The following is a 20835-nucleotide window of genomic DNA, read 5'->3' on the forward strand; positions in this document are numbered from 1 at the left end:
CCCCGTGCGCGGCGAGTTTACAGCTTGGCGATGGCGTCGTCCACGTGCGAGACGTAGATTTCGTCGACCGCGACGTTCTGTCCCAGACCCTGGAGCAGGCACGTCACTTCGAAGCCGGCGGCCACGAACTTCGCAGCCCAGCTGTCGGGGTCGGTCTCGTCTGCCATGTCGTTGTTCGCGTGGTCGCCCGCGACCACCATGAACGGCGCGAGCACGGCCTTCTTGTAGCCTGCGGCGCTCGCGGCGGCGATAACATCCTCGCAGGTCGGTTCAGCCTCGACGGTGCCGACGAAGAACTGCGTCAAGCCCTCGTTCTTAAACACTTCCTGCATCTTGGCATAGTCGGCGTTGGAATCGGCTTCGGTGCCGTGACCCATGAGGCACAGCGCCGTCTTGCCGTCGTCGAAGGACGCCATGTTCTCCTTAATGGCTGCGGCCACCTTCTTGTAGTCGTCGTCGGAGGTGAGCAGCGGGTCGCCGAGCGAGATTTTGTCGAACTTGTCGGCGTACTTGTCGAGCTCGTCTTTCACGTCGGTGTATTCCAGGCCACCCATGAGATGCGTCGGCTGCACGACGATTTCCTTCACGCCGTCTTCCACGCAGCGGTCGAGCGCTTCGGTCATGTTGTCGATCGTGATGCCGTCGCGCTTCTTCAGCTTGTCGATGATGATCTGCGCGGTGAAGGCGCGGCGGATGTCGTAGTCCTGCCAGTACTTCTCGCGGATAGCGTCTTCGATGGCGCCGATGGTGATGTGGCGCGAGTCGTTGTAGCTCGTGCCGAAGCTCGTGACGAGGATGACCGGCTTCACGGCCTTCTCCTTTTCACTCGATTTCTCGGAACTCGCGGAGGTGTTGGAGCAGCCCGCGAGCGCGACTCCGGCGAGCGCGAAGGCTCCGGTTGCTGCGGCGCCCATGAAGCCGCGGCGTGACATCTGGTCGGACATGGTTTTTCCTTTCCTCGGTTTGCCGGTCCCCCGGCGACAGTTGCTTGTCGGCACAAGCGAAAGAAAAGCGCACCCCTCGGGGTTCACAAGGAGCTAACGCCACGGCGATGCCGTGAGGAAAAGGCGAAGCAGTCTGGCTTGGGGCGCGAGGCGGTTCGCCCGCGCGTCCTATACAGTAATGTCCCTTGCCCAGGATTCCCACCTGGTTCCCTCCGCAAGCCAGCGCGGGCTGTGCGGGCGCCGCGCCGGTCATTTCCTTTTATCCGATTGTCATATGCTCGTTGCCGAAACTTTTACTATGATAGTGGGCGCTTGTGAACGTGTCAAAGCCAGGGCGGGCGGCATTGCGCCTCCTGCCTGCGTATTTGCGCCGATTGCCGCCACAGGCGCCGTTTTTTGCCCGCTGCGCGAATGGCGGCGTAAACGGTTGCGATGAGAAACGGGAAGGGAAGGCTCGGATGATTCATATCGTTGGAGCAGGTTCGGGCGCCGCCGACCTTATCACGCTGCGCGGGGCGCGTCTTCTGCGCGCGGCCGACGTGGTCGTTTGGGCGGGAAGCCTTGTGAACCCCGAGCTGCTCGCTGAGTGCAAGGAATCCTGCATCGTCTACGACAGCGCGCACATGACCTTGGAGGAAGTGCTCGACGTGATGTGCGCGGCGGATGCGCGGGGCGAGGAGGTGGTGCGCCTGCACACGGGCGACCCGTGCCTGTACGGCGCCATCCAGGAGCAGATGGACGCACTCGACGCGCGCGGCGTGGACTACGAGGTGGTGCCCGGCGTGTCGAGCTTTTGCGGTGCCGCGGCGGCGCTTCGCCAGGAATACACGCTGCCGGGAATCAGCCAGTCGGTCGTGATCACGCGGCTTTCCGGACGTACCCCCATGCCCGCGGGCGAGGGCATGCGCACCATGGCGGAAAGTGGCTCGACTATGGTCATCTTCCTGAGCTCGGGTATGCTCGCCGAGCTTTCCGCCGAGCTTTTGGCCGCGGGCCGCAGCTCCGACGAGCCGGCCGCGCTCGTGTACAAGGCGACCTGGCCTGAGGAGCGCGTGGTGCGATGCACAGTGGGCACGCTCGCCGATGCGGGCGCGCGAGAGGGCATCGACCGCACGGCGCTCGTGGTGGTGGGCCGCGTGCTCGGAGCTCGCGGCGGGTTTTCGCACAACGGCGCGCAAGCAGAGTCGTACGAGCGCAGCAAGCTTTACGACCCTTCGTTTGCCACGGGGTATCGGAAGGCGAGCAGCTAGCGTGGCCTTCGAGCACTACATATATACCGGGACGACCCGCCTGCGCTGCGGCTACACCACGGGGAGCTGCGCCGCGCTCGCGGCGAAGGCGGCCTGCGAGATGCTTTTGTCACGAAAGCCCGTCGGCCTCGTGTCGATCGTCACCCCCGGCGGGCTGCCCGTCGAGACGGACGTGGTCGACGCATGCATCCGCGAGGGGTGCGCCCAGTGCGCCGTTCGAAAGGACGCAGGCGACGATGCCGATGTGACTGACGGCGTACTCGTGTACGCGCACGTGGAACATGCGGGGTCGGGCACGGGTGCTGCGGGCAGCAAGGACGTGCCCGCGCGCGAATCGGAAGTTTCCGTCGATGGCGGCGTGGGCGTGGGGCGCGTGACGTTGCCCGGGCTCGAGCAGCCGGTGGGGGCGGCCGCCATCAACGCGACGCCGCGCGCGATGATCACTTCGGCGGTGCGCGAGGTTTGCGCCGCGCACGGCTTTTCTGGAAATATTGCTGTGACGATTTCGGTACCCGAGGGCGTTTCCCTTGCCGAAAAGACCTTCAACCCGCACCTGGGGATAGAGGGCGGCATCTCCATCCTGGGCACGACGGGCATCGTCGAGCCTCGCAGTCTCGCTGCCTTGCGCGACAGCATCGAGCTCGAGATCCGGCAGCATGCGGCTATGGGGCGGCGCGGAGTCGTGCTCACGCCCGGCAACTACGGCGGGCAGTTCATCTCGGGGCATTTCCACCTAAACGGTGCGCCGGTGGTCTTCATCTCCAACTTTGTGGGCGATGCGATTGATTGCTGCGTTCGCGAGGGATTCACCAATGTCCTTCTTGTGGGACACATCGGCAAGTTGGTGAAGGTCGCGGGCGGCATCATGGACACCCATTCGCGTACCGCCGACTGCCGCGCGGAGATTCTGGCCGCCCACGCGGCCATGGCCGGCGCGGGCGCGAAGACCGTGCGCGAGATCATGTCGTCGGTCACGACCACGGTGGCGCTCGAGGTAATCGAGGCCGCCGGCGTGGGGGACGCTGCGCGCGCCTCGCTCGCTGCGGCAATCGAGGACAGGTTGCGCCGCCGCGCGGCGGGCGCATGCGACATCGCCGCGGTCGTGTTCGACGCGGAGCGCCGTGAGCTTTTCCGCACGTCGGGCGCCGATGCAGTTATCGGGGAATTGGGGGCGACGTATGAGTAAAGGCGTGCTGTATGGGGTGGGCCGCGCAATCGGCTGGCCAGGGACGAAGGTGGCTATGAAGGCGCGCCGCTCGCTTACGGACACGAAGCGCATCCTTCGCGAGGAGGGCACCTTCGACGGTGCCGAGCTCGTAGAGGACTGTGGGCTTCCGGGCGAGCGCATGTACCGCTTGCTCGACGATGTGCCCGATCGGGGCAGCTACTTCTCAACGATGGTGGTGCGCTAGATGAGGATTTCCTGCATAGCGTTCACTGAGAGGGGGTATGCGTTGGCGGAGCGCACCGCACGCGCGCTTTCCGATTGCGCGCAGACAGGTGAAGATGACCCTGGCTGGGACGTTTCCGTTTCGCGCGGATTCGGCGAGGGGAAGGCCGACCTGCGCGCATGGACGGCGCTCGCGTGGGAAGCGTCGGACGCGCTTCTGTTCGTGGGCGCGGCGGGCATCGCCGTGCGGGCGATCGCGCCGCATGTCGCCTCGAAGGCAACCGATCCCGGGGTTGTGGTGATTGACGAGGCGGGGCGCTTTGCCGTCCCGCTTTTGTCGGGGCATTTGGGCGGTGCGAACGAGCTTGCGCAAACTGTGGCACGCGTGGCAGGGGCCATCCCCGTCATCACTACGGCGACCGACGTCCGCGGCGTGTGGGCGGTGGATACGTGGGCGCGTTGTGCGGGGCTCGCCGTTTCGAATCCCGAGGCCATCAAGCGAGTGTCGGCGCGGCTGCTTTCGGGCGGGCGCGTGGCGCTCTATTCCGACATGCCGATTTCGGGACAGCCGCCTGAGGGGGTTGACATTGCGTCCGACCGCGCTCGGGCCGATATCGTCGTGTCGCCGTTCGCTGGCGCGAATGCAGGTGCGTCCGTTCGCGCGGCGGAGACACCGGGCGAGGTCGTGCCCGCCGGTGAAACGGGGAAGCCGGCGGGCGTTCGGGCGCAGACGCCTGCGCCCGAACCGCTTCGCCTTGTCGTGCCCTGCATCGTTGCGGGCATAGGGTGCCGTCGCGGTACGTGCGCCGAAGCGATCGGGGAGGCGTTTCTTCTCGCGTGCGGGCTGGCGGGCATCTCGCCTTCGGCCGTGCGCGAGGCGGCGACGATCGACGTGAAGGCGCACGAGGAGGGTCTGCTCGCCTTCTGCCGCGCGCGCAATATTCCGCTTGCGACGTATTCCGCAGATGAGTTGTCGCAAGTCGAAGGCAGCGTTTCACCATCTGATTTCGTGCGCGCGACGGTGGGGGTTGACAACGTGTGCGAGCGCGCGGCGCTCGCGGACGGGGGCAAACTTATCTTCCCGAAGCTCGCCCACGGCGGCGTGACCGTCGCGTTTTCCAAGGTAACTATCGAACTTTCGTTTAAGGAGCGGTGATGGGAAAGCTCTTCGTGGTGGGGATCGGCCCGGGCGGACCCGACGGCATGACGATTGCGGCCCGGTGCGCGCTCGAGGCGGCCGACATCGTTGTGGGGTACACGAAATACGTGGAGCTCGCGCTCGCCGCCGTGCCCGACGCGGCGCATCTCGCGACGCCGATGATGCACGAGGTCGAACGGTGCCGCCTGGCGCTTTCGCGCGCGCAGAGTGGAGAAGCCGTGGCGCTCGTGTGCAGCGGTGACGCGGGCGTGTACGGCATGGCGAGCCCCGTGCTGGAGCTTGCGGAGGACTACCCCGATGTAGACGTGGAAGTTATTGCCGGGGCCACCGCGGCTCAGAGCGGGTCGGCGGTGCTCGGCGCCCCGCTTGCCCACGACTTCGCGGTCGTGTCGCTCTCCGACCTGCTCACGCCATGGGAGGTCATCGAGCGCAGGCTCGCCGCCGTGGCGAGCGCCGACTTCTGCATCTGTTTGTACAACCCGCGCAGCAGAAAGCGCGCCGACAGGCTCTCACGCGCGGCGAAGATTATGCTCGAATGGAAGGCCCCCGACACGCTCTGCGGCTGGGTACGCAACATCGGGCGCGAGGGGCAGCAGTCGGGCATGTGCAGGCTCTCCGAGCTGGGGGAGTTCGACGCCGACATGTTCACCACCGTGTTCGTCGGCAACGCGGACACGAAGCGCATAGGCGGCCGTATGGTCACGCCGCGCGGGTATCGGGAGATTCCATGCGAAAGGTAACGATCATCGGGGCGGGGCCCGGAAACCCCGACTTGCTCTCGCGCGCGGCGCTTGACGCGATCGACATCGCCGACGTGGTCATCGGCGCTCATCGCGCGCTTGTCGGCATCGACGTGCCGCCCGACGTGGTGAGATGCGAGCTCGTGAAGACGGCGGACATCGTCGCCGCGCTCACCGATGCGGCGTCGTGGCAGCGCGCCGTGGTCGTGATGACGGGCGATGTGGGGCTGTTCAGCGGCGCGCGCCGCCTGGTGGAGGCGCTCTCCGGCGACGCGCAGGTGGACGTGCGCGTCGTTCCCGGCATAAGCTCAGCGTCGTATCTCGCCGCGCGCCTCGCGCGTCCGTGGCAGGATTGGCGCTTCGCGAGCGCTCACGGCGTGGCGTGCGACATCGTGGCCGAGGCCGAGCGCGCAGGTGAGCTCTTCCTCGCCACGTCGGGTGGGGAAGACCCCTCGCGGCTTTCGGGCGAGCTTGTGCAGGCGGGCTTCGGGGACGCGCGCGTGACGGTGGCCGAGCGCCTGTCGTACCCCGACGAGCGCATCACCTGCGCGACCGCAAGTGAAATCGCAGGTCAGACGTTCGACGACTTGAACGTGATGCTTATCGAGTTCGCAGGCGGCGCCGGGTCGCCTGCGGGCGCATCCCGCGCCGCGAGCTCCCGTTGGCCGTACGCTTCCTCGGGCATTCCCGACGAGCTCTTCATCCGCGGCGACGTTCCCATGACCAAGCAGGAGGTACGTGCCGTCGCGCTCGCGAAGCTGCGCCTTACCGCTACCGACACCGTGTGGGACGTCGGAGCCGGCACGGGGAGCGTGTCGATCGAGGCTGCACTCGTCGCGCGAGCGGGGTCGGTATGGGCGGTCGAGCGCAACGCGGCCGGCGTGCGGCTCATCCGAGAGAACGCGGATGCATTCGGGTGCGGCAACGTGCATGCGGTCCCCGGTGTCGCCCCCGAAGCGCTCGCGAAACTGCCCGTCCCCGACGCCGTGTTCGTCGGCGGGAGCGCGGGCGAGCTTCCCTCCATCGTGGAGGCGGCGCTCGAGAAGAACTCGCAGGTTCGCCTGTGCGTGCCATGCGTCACCGTTGAGACGCTCACCGAGGCGTGCGCGCTCCTCTCGGGTTCGCGCTTTAAGGGGTTCGAGGCGTGCCAGGTGTCGGCCGCCCGCGCCGAGGCTGTAGGCTCGCACCATCTTATGAAGGCGCAAAACCCCGTGTTCCTCGTCAGCGCGCGTGGTGCAGGTGGGGAAGGCGGCGCCCGGTGAGCACGACCATCCCGCGCTTCATGGTCGCTGCGCCCTCGAGCGGGAGCGGCAAGACGGTCGTAACGTGCGCGCTCCTGCGCACGCTCGCGCGCTGCGGCCTTGCATGCGCGGCCTTCAAATGCGGCCCCGACTACATTGACCCGCTCTTTCATCGCCGCGTCGTGGGTGCGCGCTCGGGCAACTTAGACGGCTTCTTCACCGACGCCCCGACGCTGCGCGCCCTGCTCGCACGCGGCGCTGCGGGCGCGGATGTCGCGGTGCTCGAGGGGGTCATGGGCTTCTACGACGGCATGGCGCCCGGCGTGGCCGATGCGAGCAGCTACCAGGTTGCGCGCGACACGGAAACGCCGGTCGTTTTAGTGGTGAACGGGCGCGGGGCGTCTTTATCGCTCGCCGCCGTAATCCGCGGCATCGCCGAGTTCCTGCCTTGTGCGAACGTGCGCGGCGTCGTGCTGAACAAGACGAGCGCCGCTGCCTGCGCCTACGCGGCGCCTGCGATCGAGAAGCACACGGGCGTCGCGGTTTTGGGGAATATCCCCGCCGACGAGGCGTTCTCGCTCGAAAGCCGGCATCTGGGGCTTGTGACCGCCGACGAGGTCGAGCAGCTCTCCGCGCGCATCGACAAGATGGCCGAGCTGGTGGAAAAGAGCGTCGACGTCGACCGCTTGCTCGAAATAGCGGCGACGGCACCCGATATCCGCGAGGAACCTTACCGGTTGGAGCCGATCGCGGGAGCGCGGCCCATCATCGCCGTCGCGCGTGACGAGGCGTTCTCGTTCTACTACGAGGAGAACCTGCGCGCGCTCGAGGACCTGGGTTGCGAGCTGGCCTTTTTCAGCCCCCTGTGTGATAGCGAGTTGCCCCAGGGGACAAGCGCCCTCTATCTGGGAGGCGGCTACCCGGAGCTCCATGCGCGGCAGCTCTCCGAGAACGCGCCGATGCGCGAGGCGGTGCGGCGTGCGGTGGAATCCTGCATGCCGACGGTCGCCGAATGCGGTGGGTTTCTGTACCTGCAGCGCGAAATCGCCGATAGCGAGGGGCGGCGCTGGCCTGTTGCGGGCGCCCTTGAGGGCGCAAGCGAGAACGGGGGAAGGCTGTTCCATTTCGGGTACGTGGATCTCACTTCCCAACGCGACGGGCTCTACGGGCCGCGCGGCACACGCATCCGCGCGCACGAGTTCCACTACTGGCAGTCCACCTGCCCGGGCGGCGACTTCTGGGCGCAGAAGCCCCGGCGCGACAAGGGCTGGCCGTGCATGACGACCACCCCGTCCCTGGTTGCGGGCTTCCCGCATGTGTACTATCCTGCGAACCCCGACGTTGCGCGCGCGTTCGCGTCTGCCGCAGCGTCGTTCGCAGAGAGGAGACGGCATGGCTGAAGCAACCGAAACCGCGCTTGCCTGCATCCGCGAGGAAGTCGAGCGCGCGTTCTCGTCGGCGCCGGGCGCCGTGCTCGAAGCCGCGCTCTCCCGGATCGCGCCCGCAGACGAGTGCGCCCGCGCCGCCGCGTACGCCGCGTGGGACTCCATCGCGCACCCCTTGGGGGGATTGGGCGACTTTGAAGACGCCGTCGCGCGTATCGCCGCAGCTCAGGGGAGCGCCGAGGTGGCCGAGTTTCCTCGTGCGCTCGCGGTATTCTTCTCCGACAACGGGGTTGTTGCCGAAGGCGTGTCGCAAAGCGGGCAAGACGTGACGCGAGCCGTTGCGCGCAACATGTGCGAGGGGGCCACGAGCGCCTGTCGCATGGCGGCGTTCGCGGGTGCCGAGGTCGTGCCCATCGACGTGGGTATGGCCCGGGGCATAGAAGACGCGCGCATGGTGCGCGCGAACGTGCGGCGGGGGAGCGGCAACATCGCGCACGGGTCCGCTATGTCTCGCGATGGGGCCGTGCGCGCGATCGAGGTCGGAATCGCCGTCGCGTGCGGGCTTGCCCGCGCCGGCGTGCGCCTTCTCGCCGCGGGCGAGATGGGCATCGGCAACACGACCACCTCGGCGGCGGTGGCCGCAGTGCTCATCCAGGCGGACGCGCGGAGTCTCGTCGGGCGCGGCGCGGGGCTCTCGGACGTCGCGCTCGCGCGCAAGCGCGACGTGGTCGAGCGCGCTATCGACGCGAACTCGCCCGATCCCGCCGACCCGATCGACGTGCTCTCGAAGGTGGGCGGTTTCGACATCGCGGCGATGTGCGGCTTCTACCTGGGGGCCGCGGCCTCGAAGGCGCCGGCGCTCCTCGACGGGGTCATATCCTGCACGGCAGCCCTGTGCGCGGCGCGCCTGTGCCCCAACGCCTTGGGCTACCTCGTGGGCACCCACGCATCAAGCGAACCCGCAAGCCAGGAGCTCCTTCGCGAGCTCGGCATAAAGGCACCCCTCGACGCAGGCATGCACTTGGGCGAGGGCGCGGGCGCCATGGCGTATCTGCCCCTTCTGGATTCGGCGCTGCGCGTGTACCGGGATGGGAAGACGTTCACAGCGACTGGCATGGCTGCTTACGAGCATTTCGAGGCCGGGAAATGGCGGTGACGCTCGTCATCGGCGCCGCCGCGAGCGGCAAGAGCGCCTACGCCGAGTCCCTGTGCCTCGGGCACGACGGTCCCCGCGTGTACCTGGCAACGATGGAGCCCTTTGGGGAAGAGGGCGCCCGCCGCATCGCGCGCCATCGCGCGCTGCGCGAGGGCAAGGGGTTTTCCACCCTCGAGCGCACGCGTGACGTGGGCGCCGCAGTGCCCGGGCTTCCGCGCGGCTGCACGCTTCTTTTGGAGGACGTGGGCAACCTGGTTGCGAACGAGCTCTTCGCGGAAGGCGGCTTGTCCCCACGTGACCCCGACGCTGCGGCGCGCGAGGTGCTCGGAGGCATTGAACGGCTCGCTCAGGCCTCTGCGTATACGGTGGTGGTCTCCGTCGACGTGTTCGCCGATGGGATGCGCTACGATGAGGGGACCGAGGCATGGAGGCGCGCGCTCGCGCGCGTGAACGCGGGCGTGGCGGTGCTGGCCGACCGCGCAGTCGAAGTGGTATGCGGGATTCCCGTGTGGATGAAAGGCGAAGGACCTACAAGGTGAAGATAGCAGAGGCAATCGGCGCGGCGTTCGGAACGTTCTCGCGCATCCCCGTCCCGAAATCGGCCTGGACCGATTTCGGGTCAACCCATGCGCTTGCCGCGTTTCCCCTGGTGGGCGTTGCGGAAGGCTTCCTCATGACGGCGTGGGGGCACGTGGCGAACCTGCTCGGCGTGCCCGCGACCATCGTCGCGGCCGTGCTCGTGGCGCTGCCTGTGGCGGTGACGGGAGGCATCCACCTAGACGGGCTCTGTGACACCTCCGATGCGCTTGCAAGTTGGGCCCCGCGCGAGCGAAAGCTCGAGATCATGCACGACCCGCGGGCGGGCGCCTTCGGGGTCATTGGTGTTGTCGTGTACCTTATTCTGCAGTTTTCCCTGTTCACCGCGCTGCCGCTTACGGCGGGGGCGTTCCTCGCGCTTCTGTGCTCGCTCGTGTTCTCCCGCGCGCTTTCGGGGCTCGCCGTAGAATGCTGGCCTGCCGCGCGGGCGGACGGCATGGCCGCTGGGCTCTCGCCTGCAAAGAAGCGCGCGGCGATCGTCGTGCCGCTTTGCGCTTTCGCTGCGGCTTCGGCTGCAGGGATGGTCGCGTGCGCTCAGGCCGTTGGCGCCCTTATGGCGGTGGCGGGGCTTTTGGCGCTCGCGTGGTACCGCCATGTTGCCCTGTCCCGCTTCGGCGGGGTGACGGGTGATTTGGCCGGATGGTTTCTGCAATGGGCCGAGCTCGCGATGCTTGCCATGCTGGTGGCGGGGGGCATGCTCCTATGATTCTCGTGGTAGGTGGCTCGCATTCGGGGAAGAGGACCTTCGTGCGCGAAAAGCTCGGGTTCGCGGCGGACGATTTCGTCGACGCGGCGCAGCTTGCGGAGGGCGGCGTGCCCGCGGCTTTTGCCGGCCGCGTCGCGTACCGTGCTGAGGAACTCGTGCGCGCGCTCGACGCTGACCGGGCGCTCGAGCGGCTGATCGGCTTCGACGCAGTGATTCTGCCCTTGGTCGGCTCGGGGGTCGTCCCCATGCGTACTGAAGACGCCCAATGGCGCGAGCGCGCGGGGCGTCTGGGATGCGCGCTCGCTGCGCGCGCCGACGTCGTCGTGCGCATGACGTGCGGGATTCCCCAGGTCATCAAAGGAAACCTTGCCGATGCGCCTCGGGGGACGCAGGGCGCGGGCGCGCCTTTGGAAGTCGTCTTCGTGCGCCATGGTGCCACGGCGGGCACGGAAGACCATCGCTACAGCGGGGCGGGCACCGACGAGCCCCTGTCGAGCGCGGGCGAGCGCGCTTTGCGCGACCTCGCGTGCGATCGTGACGTGTTCCGTGTTATCACGAGCGGCATGGCCCGCACCGACCAGACGGCGCGCATTCTCTTCCCGAACGCGGAGCTTATGGCGTGCCCCGGTCTGCGCGAGATGGATTTCGGAGACTTCGAGGGGCGAAACGCCGCCGAGCTTAAAGAGGATGCGCGCTACCGCGCCTGGGTAGACTCCTGGTGCGAGACGCGCTGCCCGCATGGCGAGGGCAAGAGCGATTTCACCCGCCGCGTCCTCGCGGCGTTTCGGGAGGCGTGCGAATCGGAGCGCGCCCAGGGGAGTGGGCGCGCCGTCTTCGTCGTTCACGCGGGTACCGTGAAAGCGCTGCTCTCCGAGCTAGCTGTCCCGAAAATGGAATACTTCGACGTGCATACCGAGCCGGGCGGCGCATGGGCCGCCACCTGGGATGGGCGCTGCCTTCGCGACGTTCGCCCCGCTTCGGGGGGCGATGCCCGGTGATGACGATTCTTGCCGTCGCCGCCGGGTTCGCGGCCGACCTTGCCTTCGGCGACCCGCGTTGGCTTCCCCATCCCGTCGTCGCCATGGGGCGCGCGATCACGTGGGCCGAAGGCCGCCTGCGGCGCGCGCTCCCGCAGACGTTTGCGGGAACGCGCGCCGCAGGGCTTGTGCTCGCCGTGACGCTTCCGTTTGCGTGTGGGCTTTTGACCTGGGGAATCCTGCATCTTTGCGGCATTGTTCACCCCGGCTTGCGCTTCTTGGCCGAGGCATGGGCGAGCTATCAGATTCTCGCGGCATGCGAGCTGCGCCGCCAGAGCCTGGCCGTGGCCCGCGCGTTCTCGAAGGGCGGCCTTGTCGCGGCGCGTGAAGCCGTCGGGCTCATCGTGGGACGCGACGCGTCTGTTCTCGACGAGCACGGCGTCGCGCGCGCCGCCGTGGAAACGGTGGCGGAGAACGCGAGCGACGGCGTCATCGCGCCGCTTTTCTACCTTATGATCGGGGGTGCGCCCTTGGGCATGGCGTATAAGGCGGTGAACACGCTCGACAGCATGGTGGGCTACAAAAACGAGCGCTACATCGACTTCGGCTGCGCCTCGGCGCGCCTCGATGATGCGGTGAACTGGATTCCCTCGCGCTTATCGGCCTTGTTCATGATCGCCGTGTGCCCGATCGTCGGGCTCGACGCGCGCGGGGCGGCGCGCATCTGGCGCCGCGACAGGCGTCGCCATGCGAGCCCCAACTCGGCGCAGACCGAGTCATCGTGCGCGGGCGCGCTCGGGCTGCGCCTGGCAGGACCCGCGGTGTATTTCGGCAAGCTCGTTGAGAAACCGACGATAGGCGACGCGTCCCGCGAAATCGAGTGGGGCGACATCGCCCGGGCGACAAGGCTCATGCTCGCCGCGTCCGTATGCGCGCTCGTCGTCTTCGGCGCCGCGCGCGCGGCGGTCGTGCTCGCCGTGGGGGCGATGGCATGAGGAAAGACCACACCGCGCTCCGGGCTACCGGGGGAATCCTGCGCGCCCGTACGCATGGGGGCAGCGCGCAATCGCTCGGCATCGGTTGCGAAGGGGGCGCCTCCGACCTCATCGACTTCTCGGTGAACGTGAATCCGGCAGGCCCATCGCCGCGCGCTGTCGCCGCAGCTTGCAAGGCGCTTTCTCGAATCGACGCATACCCCGATAGGGAAAGCCGCGCCCTCGTTCGCGCCCTAGCGCGCGCCCGGGCCATTCCCGAAGATACTATCGTCTGCGGCGCGGGCGCGTCCGACATCATCTGGCGGCTCGCTGCGGCGGTGCGCCCGAAACGCATCGTCGTGTGCGCGCCGACGTTCTCTGAATATGCGGAGGCGGCATCGTACTACGGCGCATGCGTGCAGGAGTTCCCGCTCTCCGAAGCGGACGACTTCGACGTGCCCGCCTCCTTCGCCCGCGCGATTGAGGGGCCGGGAGACGTGGCGTACCTCTGCAATCCGAACAACCCGACGGGGCGCCTCGTCGACCCCAGCGTGATCGATGCCGCGGCTTGCCGCTGCGAGCAGGTGGGCGCGCTGCTCGTCGTGGACGAGTGCTTCCTCGGATTTGCGCCCGACGCCCGCGAAAGGAGCGTGGCCGCACGCGCCGCGTGTTCGCGCCATGTGGCCGTGCTCTCCGCGTTCACCAAGCTTTACGGAATGGCTGGGTTGCGGTTGGGATATCTGATCAGCGGAAACGCCCAACTCATCGAGGGGATTCGCCGGGCGGGGCAGGCGTGGCCCGTCTCATCGGTCGCCGAGGCCGCGGGCATCGCCGCCCTGGAAGACGTCGAATACGTCTCGCGCACGCGCGATGTATTGGCGGGCGAGCGAGCGTGGCTTTCCCACGAGCTCTCCTCGCTCGGGCTTTCCGTCGTGCCATCGGATGCGAACTTCCTTTTAGTCCGCACGCCGGCGAAAGACATCCCCGAGCGCCTGTATAAACAGGGGGTTTTGGTCCGCACGTGCGACTCGTTTTCGGTACTGTCCCGTTTCTGGTGCCGCGTCGCGGTGCGCACGCGCAAGGAGAACGCCCGGCTTGCGATGGCGTTCAGCCGCGCGCTTCGGGCGGAAGGCGCATCGGGCGAAGGCGAACCCGACGAACGGGGCGGCGCTTCTTGCAGCGACGCTATGGCGGGCGCGGATGGCCGAGGTTCGGCGAAGGAGGTCGATACCCGTGGGTAGGGCGAAGCCCATCATGATCCAGGGCACCATGTCGAACGCGGGGAAGAGCCTGCTTGCGGCGGGGCTGTGCCGTGTGCTTTCGCAGGACGGCCTGCGCGTGGCTCCCTTCAAGAGCCAGAACATGGCGCTCAACAGCGGTGTCACGGCCGATGGGCTCGAGATGGGGCGCGCCCAGATCATGCAGGCCGAGGCGTGCGGCATCGCGCCCGACGTGCGTATGAACCCCATCCTGCTCAAGCCCGAAAGCGACCACCGAAGCCAGCTAATCGTGGCCGGCAAGGCGCAGGGAGCCTTCGCTGCGAGGGACTACTTCGCGCGAAAGAAGGCGCTCATGCCGCAGATTTTGGAGGCGTTCGATTCGCTTGCGGAGGAAAACGACGTAATCGTCATCGAGGGCGCCGGCAGCCCCGTCGAAATCAACCTTGCCGAAAACGACATCGTCAACATGGGGCTCGCACGCGCCGTGTCCTCTCCCGTGCTGCTCGCGGGCGACATCGACCCAGGCGGGGTGTTTGCCCAGCTCTACGGCACGGTCGCGCTCCTTGCGCCCGAGGACCGCGCGCTTTTGCGGGGGCTTGTGGTGAACAAGTTCCGCGGCGATGTGGAAATCCTGCGCCCGGGTTTGGCCCCGCTCGAGAAGATGTGCGGGGTTCCCGTCGTGGGGGTCGTGCCGTATCTTACGCTCGACCTGGACGACGAGGACTCGCTCGCTCCGCGCCTATCTGCCCGCGAGGCGTGCGGCGTCATCGACGTCGCCGTCGTGCGCCTTCCGCATCTGTCGAACTTCACCGACTTCGACCCGCTTTCGCGCGTGCCCGGCGTGGGCGTGCGCTACGTTTCCTCGGCGACCGATCTGGGCCGACCCGACCTGGTGGTGCTTCCCGGCTCGAAGTCCACGGTCGACGACGCGCGCTGGCTTGCGGCTAGCGGCATCGGAGCCTGTGTACGCGCGCTTTCGGGCGCGGGCACGCCGGTGCTCGGCATATGCGGAGGCTACCAGCTTTTGGGAGACGAGCTTTCCGACCCGCACGGCAGGGAAGGCGCTGGCACCGCGCGCGGGCTCGGGCTCATCCCTGCAAGTACGGTGTTCAAGGAGGAAAAGCGCCTCGCCCAGTCGGAGCTGCGCATCACGGGCGCCCAAGGCGCGTTCTCGGTGTGGAACGGCATGACGGCGCGCGGGTACGAGATTCACGACGGCGAAACGACCGTCTCCTGCGCCCCTGCGGGCACGATTGGCGGCAAACCAGAAGGCGCGGCCTGCGGAAACGTGTTCGGAACCTATCTCCACGGCCTGTTCGACGAACCGGGGGTGGCACTCGCCCTCGCGCGCTCGCTCGCGCGCATGCGCGGCCTGCCCGAGAGCGTCGTGGGTGCTGAGGGCGCGGTGTCCGCGGCCGATCACCGTGCGCGCGAGTTCGACCGCCTGGCCGACTCCGTGCGCGGGGCGCTCGACATGGAGTATGTCTACCGCATTATCGAGGAGGGCGTATGATCCACGTGTATCATGGCGACGGCAAAGGCAAGACCACGGCGGCGATGGGGCTCGCCCTTCGCATGCTCGCCGCAGGCCGCCGCGTCGTCGTTGTGCAGTTCCTGAAAGACGGCGAAAGCGGGGAGGCGCGCCTGCTCGCCGAGCATTTCGGCGTGCCCGTGTTCGCGGGGAAGGCGTCGGACAAGTTTACCTGGTCCATGACGTCGGAAGAACTTGCCGCGACGCGCGAGTTGCACGATGGGAACCTCGCTTCCGCGCTCGCCGAGCTCGAGGGCGCGCAGGAGGGGCTGCTCGTGCTCGACGAGGCGCTCGACGCGCTTTCGAAGGGGCTTGTCGACGAGGCGCTCGTGGACCGCGCGCTCGATATGTCCGCGCGCGGCGTCGAAGTAGCGCTCACCGGGCGCGCGCCTTCCCGCAAGATCGTGGAGAAGGCCGACTACATAACCGAGATGCGGTGCGAGAAACACCCCTACGAGCAGGGGATATGTGCAAGGGAAGGAGTGGAGTACTAGATGGATTCCAAGGAGATGGCGCCCGGCGACATCGAGCGGCGCAGCTTTGAAATCATCACCGAAGAGCTCGGCGGCCGCACGTTCCCGCCGCTCGAAGAGCCCGTCGTGAAGCGCGTCATCCACACCACTGCTGACTTCTCGTACGCTGATTCCCTCGTGTTCACCCATGACGCCGCGCACTGTGCGCTCGACGCACTGCACGCAGGGGCCACGGTGCTCACCGACACGAACATGGCGCTCGCAGGCATAAGCAAGCCCGCGCTCGCGAAGCTCGGCTGCAAGACCTTGTGCTACATGGCCGACCCGGATGTCGCCGCAACGGCGCGCGCCGCGGGCACGACTCGCGCCGTTGCGAGCATGGACAAAGCTTGCGGCATCGAGGGTCCGCTCATCGTGGCCGTCGGCAACGCTCCCACAGCACTTCTGCGCCTCGCCGAGCTCATGGACGCGGGGAAGATCTCGCCCGCGCTCGTCGTTGGGGTGCCGGTTGGGTTTGTGAACGTGGTCGAGGCGAAAGAGGAGCTACTCGCGCGACGCGTGCCGGCCATCGTCGCGAGGGGTCGCAAGGGCGGCTCGACCGTGGCGGCCGCCATTATGAACGCGCTGCTCTACGAGATCACGCGCCCAGGCGGCCCGAAGTGACGGCGCCCGCATCCGCGCCGGCGCTGCGCATCTTCGCCGGCACCACCGAGGGCCGCCTTCTGTGCGAATGGGCGAGCGGGGCGGGCATCCCCGCCCGTGCCTACGCGGCAACCGAGTACGGAGGCGAGCTTTTGGGCGAGCTTCCGGGCATCGAGGTGCATGCGGGCAGGCTCGACGAGGCCGACATGGAGCGCGAGCTTTTCGGCGCGCGCATCGTCGTCGACGCCACGCATCCCTTCGCTACGCTCGCAAGCGGCAACATCCGGGCCGCTTCGCTCGCCGTGGGTGCACGATGCCTGCGCCTTGCGCGCCCGGTCGAGGCGCTACCCAAAGGCGTCGTGTCGGTCGCGTCGATCGCCTGCGCGGCGCGCTTTCTCTCCGAGAACCCGGGTCGCGCGCTTCTCACGACGGGGAGCAAGGAGCTTGCTCCCTACACGCGCGTCGCCGATTTCGCGGAGCGCTTCTTCGTGCGTGTTCTCCCGCTGCCCGGTGCTATAACGAAGTGCATCGACGCGGGGTTTTCGCCGTCGCACGTCATCGGCATGCAGGGGCCCTTCACCCGCGAGCTCAACGAGGCGATGCTTCGGCAGGTGGGCGCCCAGTGGCTTGTGACCAAGGACTCGGGAACCGTAGGTGGCACGGCCGAGAAGATCGCCTCCGCGCGCGACGTGGGAGCGCGCTGTATCGTGGTCGCCCGTCCCGCCGAGGGAGGCGGGGGCCTTTCGCTTCGGGAAGTGGAAGACGCGCTCTTACGGGAGTTCGCGCGCTAGGCGCTCGCCGCGCCTGCGTGCCCTCCCGCCCGCGAGGAGAAGCGCCTTGAGCAAGCTCGACCCGTACAAGCCCGTCATCCGCCAATAGCTCGAGGACGAAGCCCGGAACTGGCGAAAACAGCCCTTCAATAAGTTGCGGTGAAATAGTGTCTGTTTTTGCTGCTAGATAGCATATTCAGTCCCTAATTCACCGCAACTTGTTGGCGGTGGCTTACTGGTAGCGTAGGCACTCCACCGGGTCGAGCTTTGCCGCGCGGCGAGCGGGGTAGAAGCCAAAGATTACGCCGATGCCGACGGAGACGGCGAAGGCCAGCAATGCCGTGGCGATTGAAAAGCTCGGTGTGATTTGCCCGCTGGCACCGAGCTCGTCGAGAACCCCTGATCCTGCGGCAAACATCGCAAGAGCCCAGGCCAGTAGATAGCCAATCAGGACACCCAGCAGTCCGCCGGTGACGCACAGCGCCGAGGACTCGGCCAAAAACTGCGCGGTGATATCGCGACGACTGGCGCCCAGGGCACGGCGAATACCGATCTCGCGGATGCGCTCAGTCACGTTGGTGAGCATCATATTCATAATGCCGATACCGCCGACAAGCAGCGAGATGCTGGCGACAGCGCCCATGATGAGTGAGAACGCGCCCATAAAGGAGTTGAGTGCATCGATGGCGCTTTTCATGGATGTCGCCGATACACTGTCGTACTCATCCTCCTCCTCGATGCCCTTCATCGCGCGCACCTTGGACTCGATGGTCTTACAAAGCTCATCCATGTCCGTGCCCTCGGCGGCAAGTGCCGTCACGCTGGGGAATGAAGGATTCTCGTCGCCAAACAGCCCGGAGATGGTTTCGCGTGGCATATACAGCGTGAACGAGCCCATGGAGTCGCTGCCGCCATCAATCACGCCGACAATCTGCACCTCGCCGTTGGACACCTTGATGGTTTTTCCCAGCGCATCCTGTTCGTTGCCGTAAAGCTGATCGGCGCCGTTGCGGCTGATGAGCGCCACGCGCGAGCCTGATTGGGACTCGGCCTGGGAATATGTGCGCCCCGCAACGAGCTTGCTGGCCCCCACGGCGTCGAGCATATCGCTATCGACACCCTGTGCCATGACGGTATAGCTTTTATCGCCGGTCTTGTACTCGGTATACGCGCTGTCGACAATGCCGATCTGCTCTATCTGCGGCACCAGTTTTTGAAGCTTCTCGATGTCCGACTCGGTGAGTTCTTGCGACGAATAGATTTGCACCATGCGTGCCGCATTGAGGCCCAGGCTGTTGACCAGGCTGTTTTGGATGCCGCCGATGAGCGAAGTCATGGCGATAACCGAGGCGATGCCGATGACAATGCCCAGGATGGTGAGCAGGCTGCGCCCCTTGTTGGCCTCGAGTGAGCGAAGGGCTTCCTGGATGAGATCGCGGGCGCTCATGCCATCTCTCCTTTCGGCGGGTTGGCGGAGGCGGAAATCATGGGCAGGCTATCTACGGCGCTGCGCAGGGTCCGCGGTGCATGTGGAATATACGCGCCGTCGTGAATGCGACCGTCGCGGATGGTCACGGCACGGTCGGCCTCGGCGGCGATGCCGGGGTCGTGTGTGATAAGCACGATGGTTTTGCCGCGCTTCTGGAGCTTATGGAAGGTCTCCATCACAAGCGCTCCGGTAGCGGAGTCCAGGTTTCCCGTCGGCTCGTCGGCCAGAATGATGGGCGGGTCATTGACGAGGGCGCGTGCGATGGCGACACGCTGCATCTGGCCGCCCGAGAGCTCGGATATGCGGTGGTCCCAGTGGTCGACCGGTAGTGTGACGGCCTGCAGCGCGTGCACGGCGCGCATCTCGCGCTGGCTACGGAGCACATTGGTGTAGGCCAGCGGCAGCATGACGTTTTCGATAACCGACAGGCGCGGCAGCAGGTTGAAGCTCTGAAAGACAAAGCCAATGCTCAGGGCGCGGACTTCGGTGAGCTCGTCATCATCGAGCTCGGCCACGTTGACCCCTTGCAGGTAGTAGTCGCCTGCCGTTGGCTTATCCAGGCAGCCTAGGATGTTCATGAGCGTTGATTTGCCCGAACCCGAGGGGCCAGTGATAGCGACGAATTCGCCGGGATTTACCGCCAGGCTCACGTTGTGCAGGATGTGGGCGCAACCTGCCTCGCTCTCAAAGATGCGGTGCACGTTGCGGATGTCGATAACGGGACGCATTACATGCCCTCGTCGGCAGACATACTGCCCGAATCCGTGCTGTAGCCGCCGTCAGCCGTTGCGTCCGCTCCGGTGTCCATGACGAGGGTGTCGCCATCGCGCAGCTTGGTAATCGGCACGTTAGGGTTGATCTCGTTGCCCTGGTCGTCGCGCTTGACCTGTGTCTTGCCGACTACGGCTTCGTTGTCGTTTTGCGTCACGACGGTCACTTTCACGCGGCGGGTCTGTTTGCCCTCGTCATCGGTTGCCACGTTGACGTAATAGTGTTCGCCGTCTTCGGTCATGAGCGCCATCGTCGGCACCATCACCACGTCGTCGAGCTGCTCGGTCACCACCGAGACCTCGGCCGTCATGCCCGGCTTCAGGCGCGCGTCGGGCGCCTCGATGAGGATGTCGACGTTAAAGGTTACGCTGCCGCCGCCACCGTTAGCGGCGTCGGAGTTTGCCACCGACGCGATAGCCGTGACGGTGCCCTGGCTCACGATATCGGGAAACGCGGGATACGTGACGTTGGCGCTCTGCCCAACGGCGATCTTGGCGATGTCCTTTTCTCCCACCTGTACGGTCACCTTCATCTTGGATAGGTCGGCGATCTGCATGCACTGCTTGCCACCGCTCGTATCACTTTCGCCCATAATCATGCCGCCTGTTACCGTGGCGCCCACCTTGGCGTTGAGCTCCACGATGCTGCCCGAGCTCGGGGCCGTGACCGTACGGCTGGCGGCCTTGGCGTTCGCCTGATCGAGGTTTGCCTGGGCCGAAGCGAGGCTGCGCTGCGCGGCCGATACGGCGTTCGTGTCCGCTGATGCGTCGGAGACGCCAGCCGCTGCGGAAGCTCCATCGACGTCCGTCGTTGGGGTGGCCTGAGCGGCAGCTGCGGCTTTCTTCGCATTAGCGAGGTCTTCTTGAGCGGCAGCAACTGCACGCTGTGCCTCGGCAACGTTGCGATCGAGCTCGTCGTTTTTAATGGTCATAAGCACGTCGCCCTCGTTGACGGATTGGCCCGCCTGCACGTTGATCGAATCGACCGTGCCGTCGACAGAAGGGGAGACCACTGAGGACGAAATTGGTTTGAGCTGGCCTTTCGCCTCGACCGTTGTGGTAAACGTGCCCTCGGTCACCATGTCGGTCACAGGCCCGCTAGTGCCCTGTGGCTGCGCATTGATAACCAGGGTCACGACAACGGCGATGAGCACAATGGCGGCCACGACGCCGGCCGCAATGCCGCGTCGGATGAGCTTTTTGCGTCGACGTTCGGCACGTTTTGCCTTGAGCTTGGCATATGCCTCTTCATCGGAAATCTCGGTCGCATCGTTCGCGCGTCCGCTCTGCTTATCGGCATGTACGTTTGTAATCAGAGGAATCGTTTCGGTGACATCTTCGAGCGTGTGCTCGGTATCATCCGGGCCCGGGGTGGTCGTGGGGACATTCGGCATAGCGTCTCCTTTATAGAAAGTACCTCG

Annotated in this window: 21 protein-coding genes; 17 read left to right on the plus strand and 4 right to left on the minus strand. The window is 66.5% G+C overall.

Features of this window, described 5'->3' with window-relative positions; all coding sequences use genetic code 11:
* Window positions 1-17: 17 nt before the first annotated feature.
* A complete protein-coding gene (locus AB5767_RS01530) occupies window positions 18-944 on the minus strand; it encodes a sirohydrochlorin cobaltochelatase (protein ID WP_368132055.1) in 927 nt (308 codons plus the stop codon).
* A gap of 458 nt (window positions 945-1402) precedes the next feature.
* Here AB5767_RS01530 and cobM point away from each other — a divergent pair, with 458 nt between their 5' ends.
* Genes cobM through cobK form a run of 17 tightly spaced genes read left to right on the plus strand, consistent with a single transcriptional unit; the run spans window position 1403 to window position 17176 of the window.
* A complete protein-coding gene (cobM, locus tag AB5767_RS01535) occupies window positions 1403-2194 on the plus strand; it encodes a precorrin-4 C(11)-methyltransferase (RefSeq protein WP_161161413.1) in 792 nt (263 codons plus the stop codon).
* Window position 2195: 1 nt separating this feature from the next.
* Window positions 2196-3380, plus strand: a complete 1185-nt coding sequence (cbiD, locus tag AB5767_RS01540; protein ID WP_368132060.1) for a cobalt-precorrin-5B (C(1))-methyltransferase CbiD — start codon at window positions 2196-2198, stop codon at window positions 3378-3380.
* Window positions 3373-3606: an SAM-dependent methyltransferase gene (locus AB5767_RS01545; RefSeq protein ID WP_368132054.1), complete on the plus strand. Its 234-nt coding sequence runs from the start codon at window positions 3373-3375 to the stop codon at window positions 3604-3606. Before cbiD ends, AB5767_RS01545 begins: the two co-directional genes overlap by 8 nt.
* A 42-nt stretch (window positions 3607-3648) precedes the next feature.
* Window positions 3649-4740 (plus strand): cobalt-precorrin 5A hydrolase, encoded by a 1092-nt coding sequence (locus AB5767_RS01550; RefSeq protein WP_368132053.1) that lies wholly within the window; start codon window positions 3649-3651, stop codon window positions 4738-4740.
* Entirely contained in the window at window positions 4740-5483 is a 744-nt protein-coding gene (gene cobJ, locus AB5767_RS01555) for a precorrin-3B C(17)-methyltransferase (RefSeq protein WP_368132052.1), read from the plus strand. Before AB5767_RS01550 ends, cobJ begins: the two co-directional genes overlap by 1 nt.
* Window positions 5471-6745 carry a precorrin-6y C5,15-methyltransferase (decarboxylating) subunit CbiE gene (cbiE, locus tag AB5767_RS01560; RefSeq protein ID WP_368132051.1) on the plus strand — a complete coding sequence of 425 codons (1275 nt, stop codon included), beginning with the start codon at window positions 5471-5473 and terminating at the stop codon, window positions 6743-6745. The genes cobJ and cbiE overlap by 13 nt, the downstream gene beginning before the upstream one ends.
* Window positions 6742-8124, plus strand: coding sequence for a cobyrinic acid a,c-diamide synthase CobB (locus tag AB5767_RS01565; RefSeq protein WP_368132050.1), 1383 nt, complete (start codon window positions 6742-6744; stop codon window positions 8122-8124). The genes cbiE and AB5767_RS01565 overlap by 4 nt, the downstream gene beginning before the upstream one ends.
* Window positions 8117-9265 (plus strand): nicotinate-nucleotide--dimethylbenzimidazole phosphoribosyltransferase, encoded by a 1149-nt coding sequence (locus AB5767_RS01570; RefSeq protein WP_368132049.1) that lies wholly within the window; start codon window positions 8117-8119, stop codon window positions 9263-9265. The genes AB5767_RS01565 and AB5767_RS01570 overlap by 8 nt, the downstream gene beginning before the upstream one ends.
* Window positions 9256-9804: a bifunctional adenosylcobinamide kinase/adenosylcobinamide-phosphate guanylyltransferase gene (locus AB5767_RS01575; RefSeq protein WP_368132048.1), complete on the plus strand. Its 549-nt coding sequence runs from the start codon at window positions 9256-9258 to the stop codon at window positions 9802-9804. Before AB5767_RS01570 ends, AB5767_RS01575 begins: the two co-directional genes overlap by 10 nt.
* Complete coding sequence (gene cobS / locus AB5767_RS01580) at window positions 9759-10568, plus strand: adenosylcobinamide-GDP ribazoletransferase (protein WP_368153300.1); 810 nt, start codon at window positions 9759-9761, stop codon at window positions 10566-10568. Before AB5767_RS01575 ends, cobS begins: the two co-directional genes overlap by 46 nt.
* 41 nt (window positions 10569-10609) lie before the next feature.
* The gene (locus tag AB5767_RS01585; protein WP_368132046.1) at window positions 10610-11566 is read left to right on the plus strand and encodes a histidine phosphatase family protein; all 957 of its coding nucleotides are present in this window, start codon (window positions 10610-10612) and stop codon (window positions 11564-11566) included.
* Window positions 11566-12540, plus strand: coding sequence for an adenosylcobinamide-phosphate synthase CbiB (cbiB, locus tag AB5767_RS01590; protein WP_368132059.1), 975 nt, complete (start codon window positions 11566-11568; stop codon window positions 12538-12540). The genes AB5767_RS01585 and cbiB overlap by 1 nt, the downstream gene beginning before the upstream one ends.
* Window positions 12537-13760, plus strand: a complete 1224-nt coding sequence (locus tag AB5767_RS01595; RefSeq protein WP_368132045.1) for a pyridoxal phosphate-dependent aminotransferase — start codon at window positions 12537-12539, stop codon at window positions 13758-13760. Before cbiB ends, AB5767_RS01595 begins: the two co-directional genes overlap by 4 nt.
* Window positions 13753-15252 carry a cobyric acid synthase gene (locus tag AB5767_RS01600; RefSeq protein WP_368132044.1) on the plus strand — a complete coding sequence of 500 codons (1500 nt, stop codon included), beginning with the start codon at window positions 13753-13755 and terminating at the stop codon, window positions 15250-15252. The genes AB5767_RS01595 and AB5767_RS01600 overlap by 8 nt, the downstream gene beginning before the upstream one ends.
* Window positions 15249-15764 (plus strand): cob(I)yrinic acid a,c-diamide adenosyltransferase, encoded by a 516-nt coding sequence (locus AB5767_RS01605; protein WP_035138235.1) that lies wholly within the window; start codon window positions 15249-15251, stop codon window positions 15762-15764. Before AB5767_RS01600 ends, AB5767_RS01605 begins: the two co-directional genes overlap by 4 nt.
* Window positions 15765-16406 (plus strand): precorrin-8X methylmutase, encoded by a 642-nt coding sequence (locus AB5767_RS01610; protein WP_368132043.1) that lies wholly within the window; start codon window positions 15765-15767, stop codon window positions 16404-16406.
* Window positions 16403-17176, plus strand: coding sequence for a precorrin-6A reductase (gene cobK, locus AB5767_RS01615; RefSeq protein ID WP_368132042.1), 774 nt, complete (start codon window positions 16403-16405; stop codon window positions 17174-17176). Before AB5767_RS01610 ends, cobK begins: the two co-directional genes overlap by 4 nt.
* A 211-nt stretch (window positions 17177-17387) precedes the next feature.
* Here the strand turns inward: cobK and AB5767_RS01620 are convergent, their stop codons facing one another.
* The 3 genes from AB5767_RS01620 to AB5767_RS01630 are packed head-to-tail and all read right to left on the minus strand — an operon-like array spanning window position 17388 to window position 20808.
* The gene (locus AB5767_RS01620) at window positions 17388-18602 is read right to left on the minus strand and encodes an ABC transporter permease (protein ID WP_368132041.1); all 1215 of its coding nucleotides are present in this window, start codon (window positions 18600-18602) and stop codon (window positions 17388-17390) included.
* Window positions 18599-19372 (minus strand): ABC transporter ATP-binding protein, encoded by a 774-nt coding sequence (locus tag AB5767_RS01625; RefSeq protein WP_368132040.1) that lies wholly within the window; start codon window positions 19370-19372, stop codon window positions 18599-18601. The genes AB5767_RS01620 and AB5767_RS01625 overlap by 4 nt, the downstream gene beginning before the upstream one ends.
* Window positions 19372-20808 carry an efflux RND transporter periplasmic adaptor subunit gene (locus AB5767_RS01630; protein WP_368132039.1) on the minus strand — a complete coding sequence of 479 codons (1437 nt, stop codon included), beginning with the start codon at window positions 20806-20808 and terminating at the stop codon, window positions 19372-19374. Before AB5767_RS01630 ends, AB5767_RS01625 begins: the two co-directional genes overlap by 1 nt.
* Window positions 20809-20835: the final 27 nt, after the last annotated feature.

Origin of the sequence: Collinsella aerofaciens (assembly GCF_040926265.1) — a bacterium.
Classification (GTDB): domain Bacteria; phylum Actinomycetota; class Coriobacteriia; order Coriobacteriales; family Coriobacteriaceae; genus Collinsella; species Collinsella aerofaciens_BB.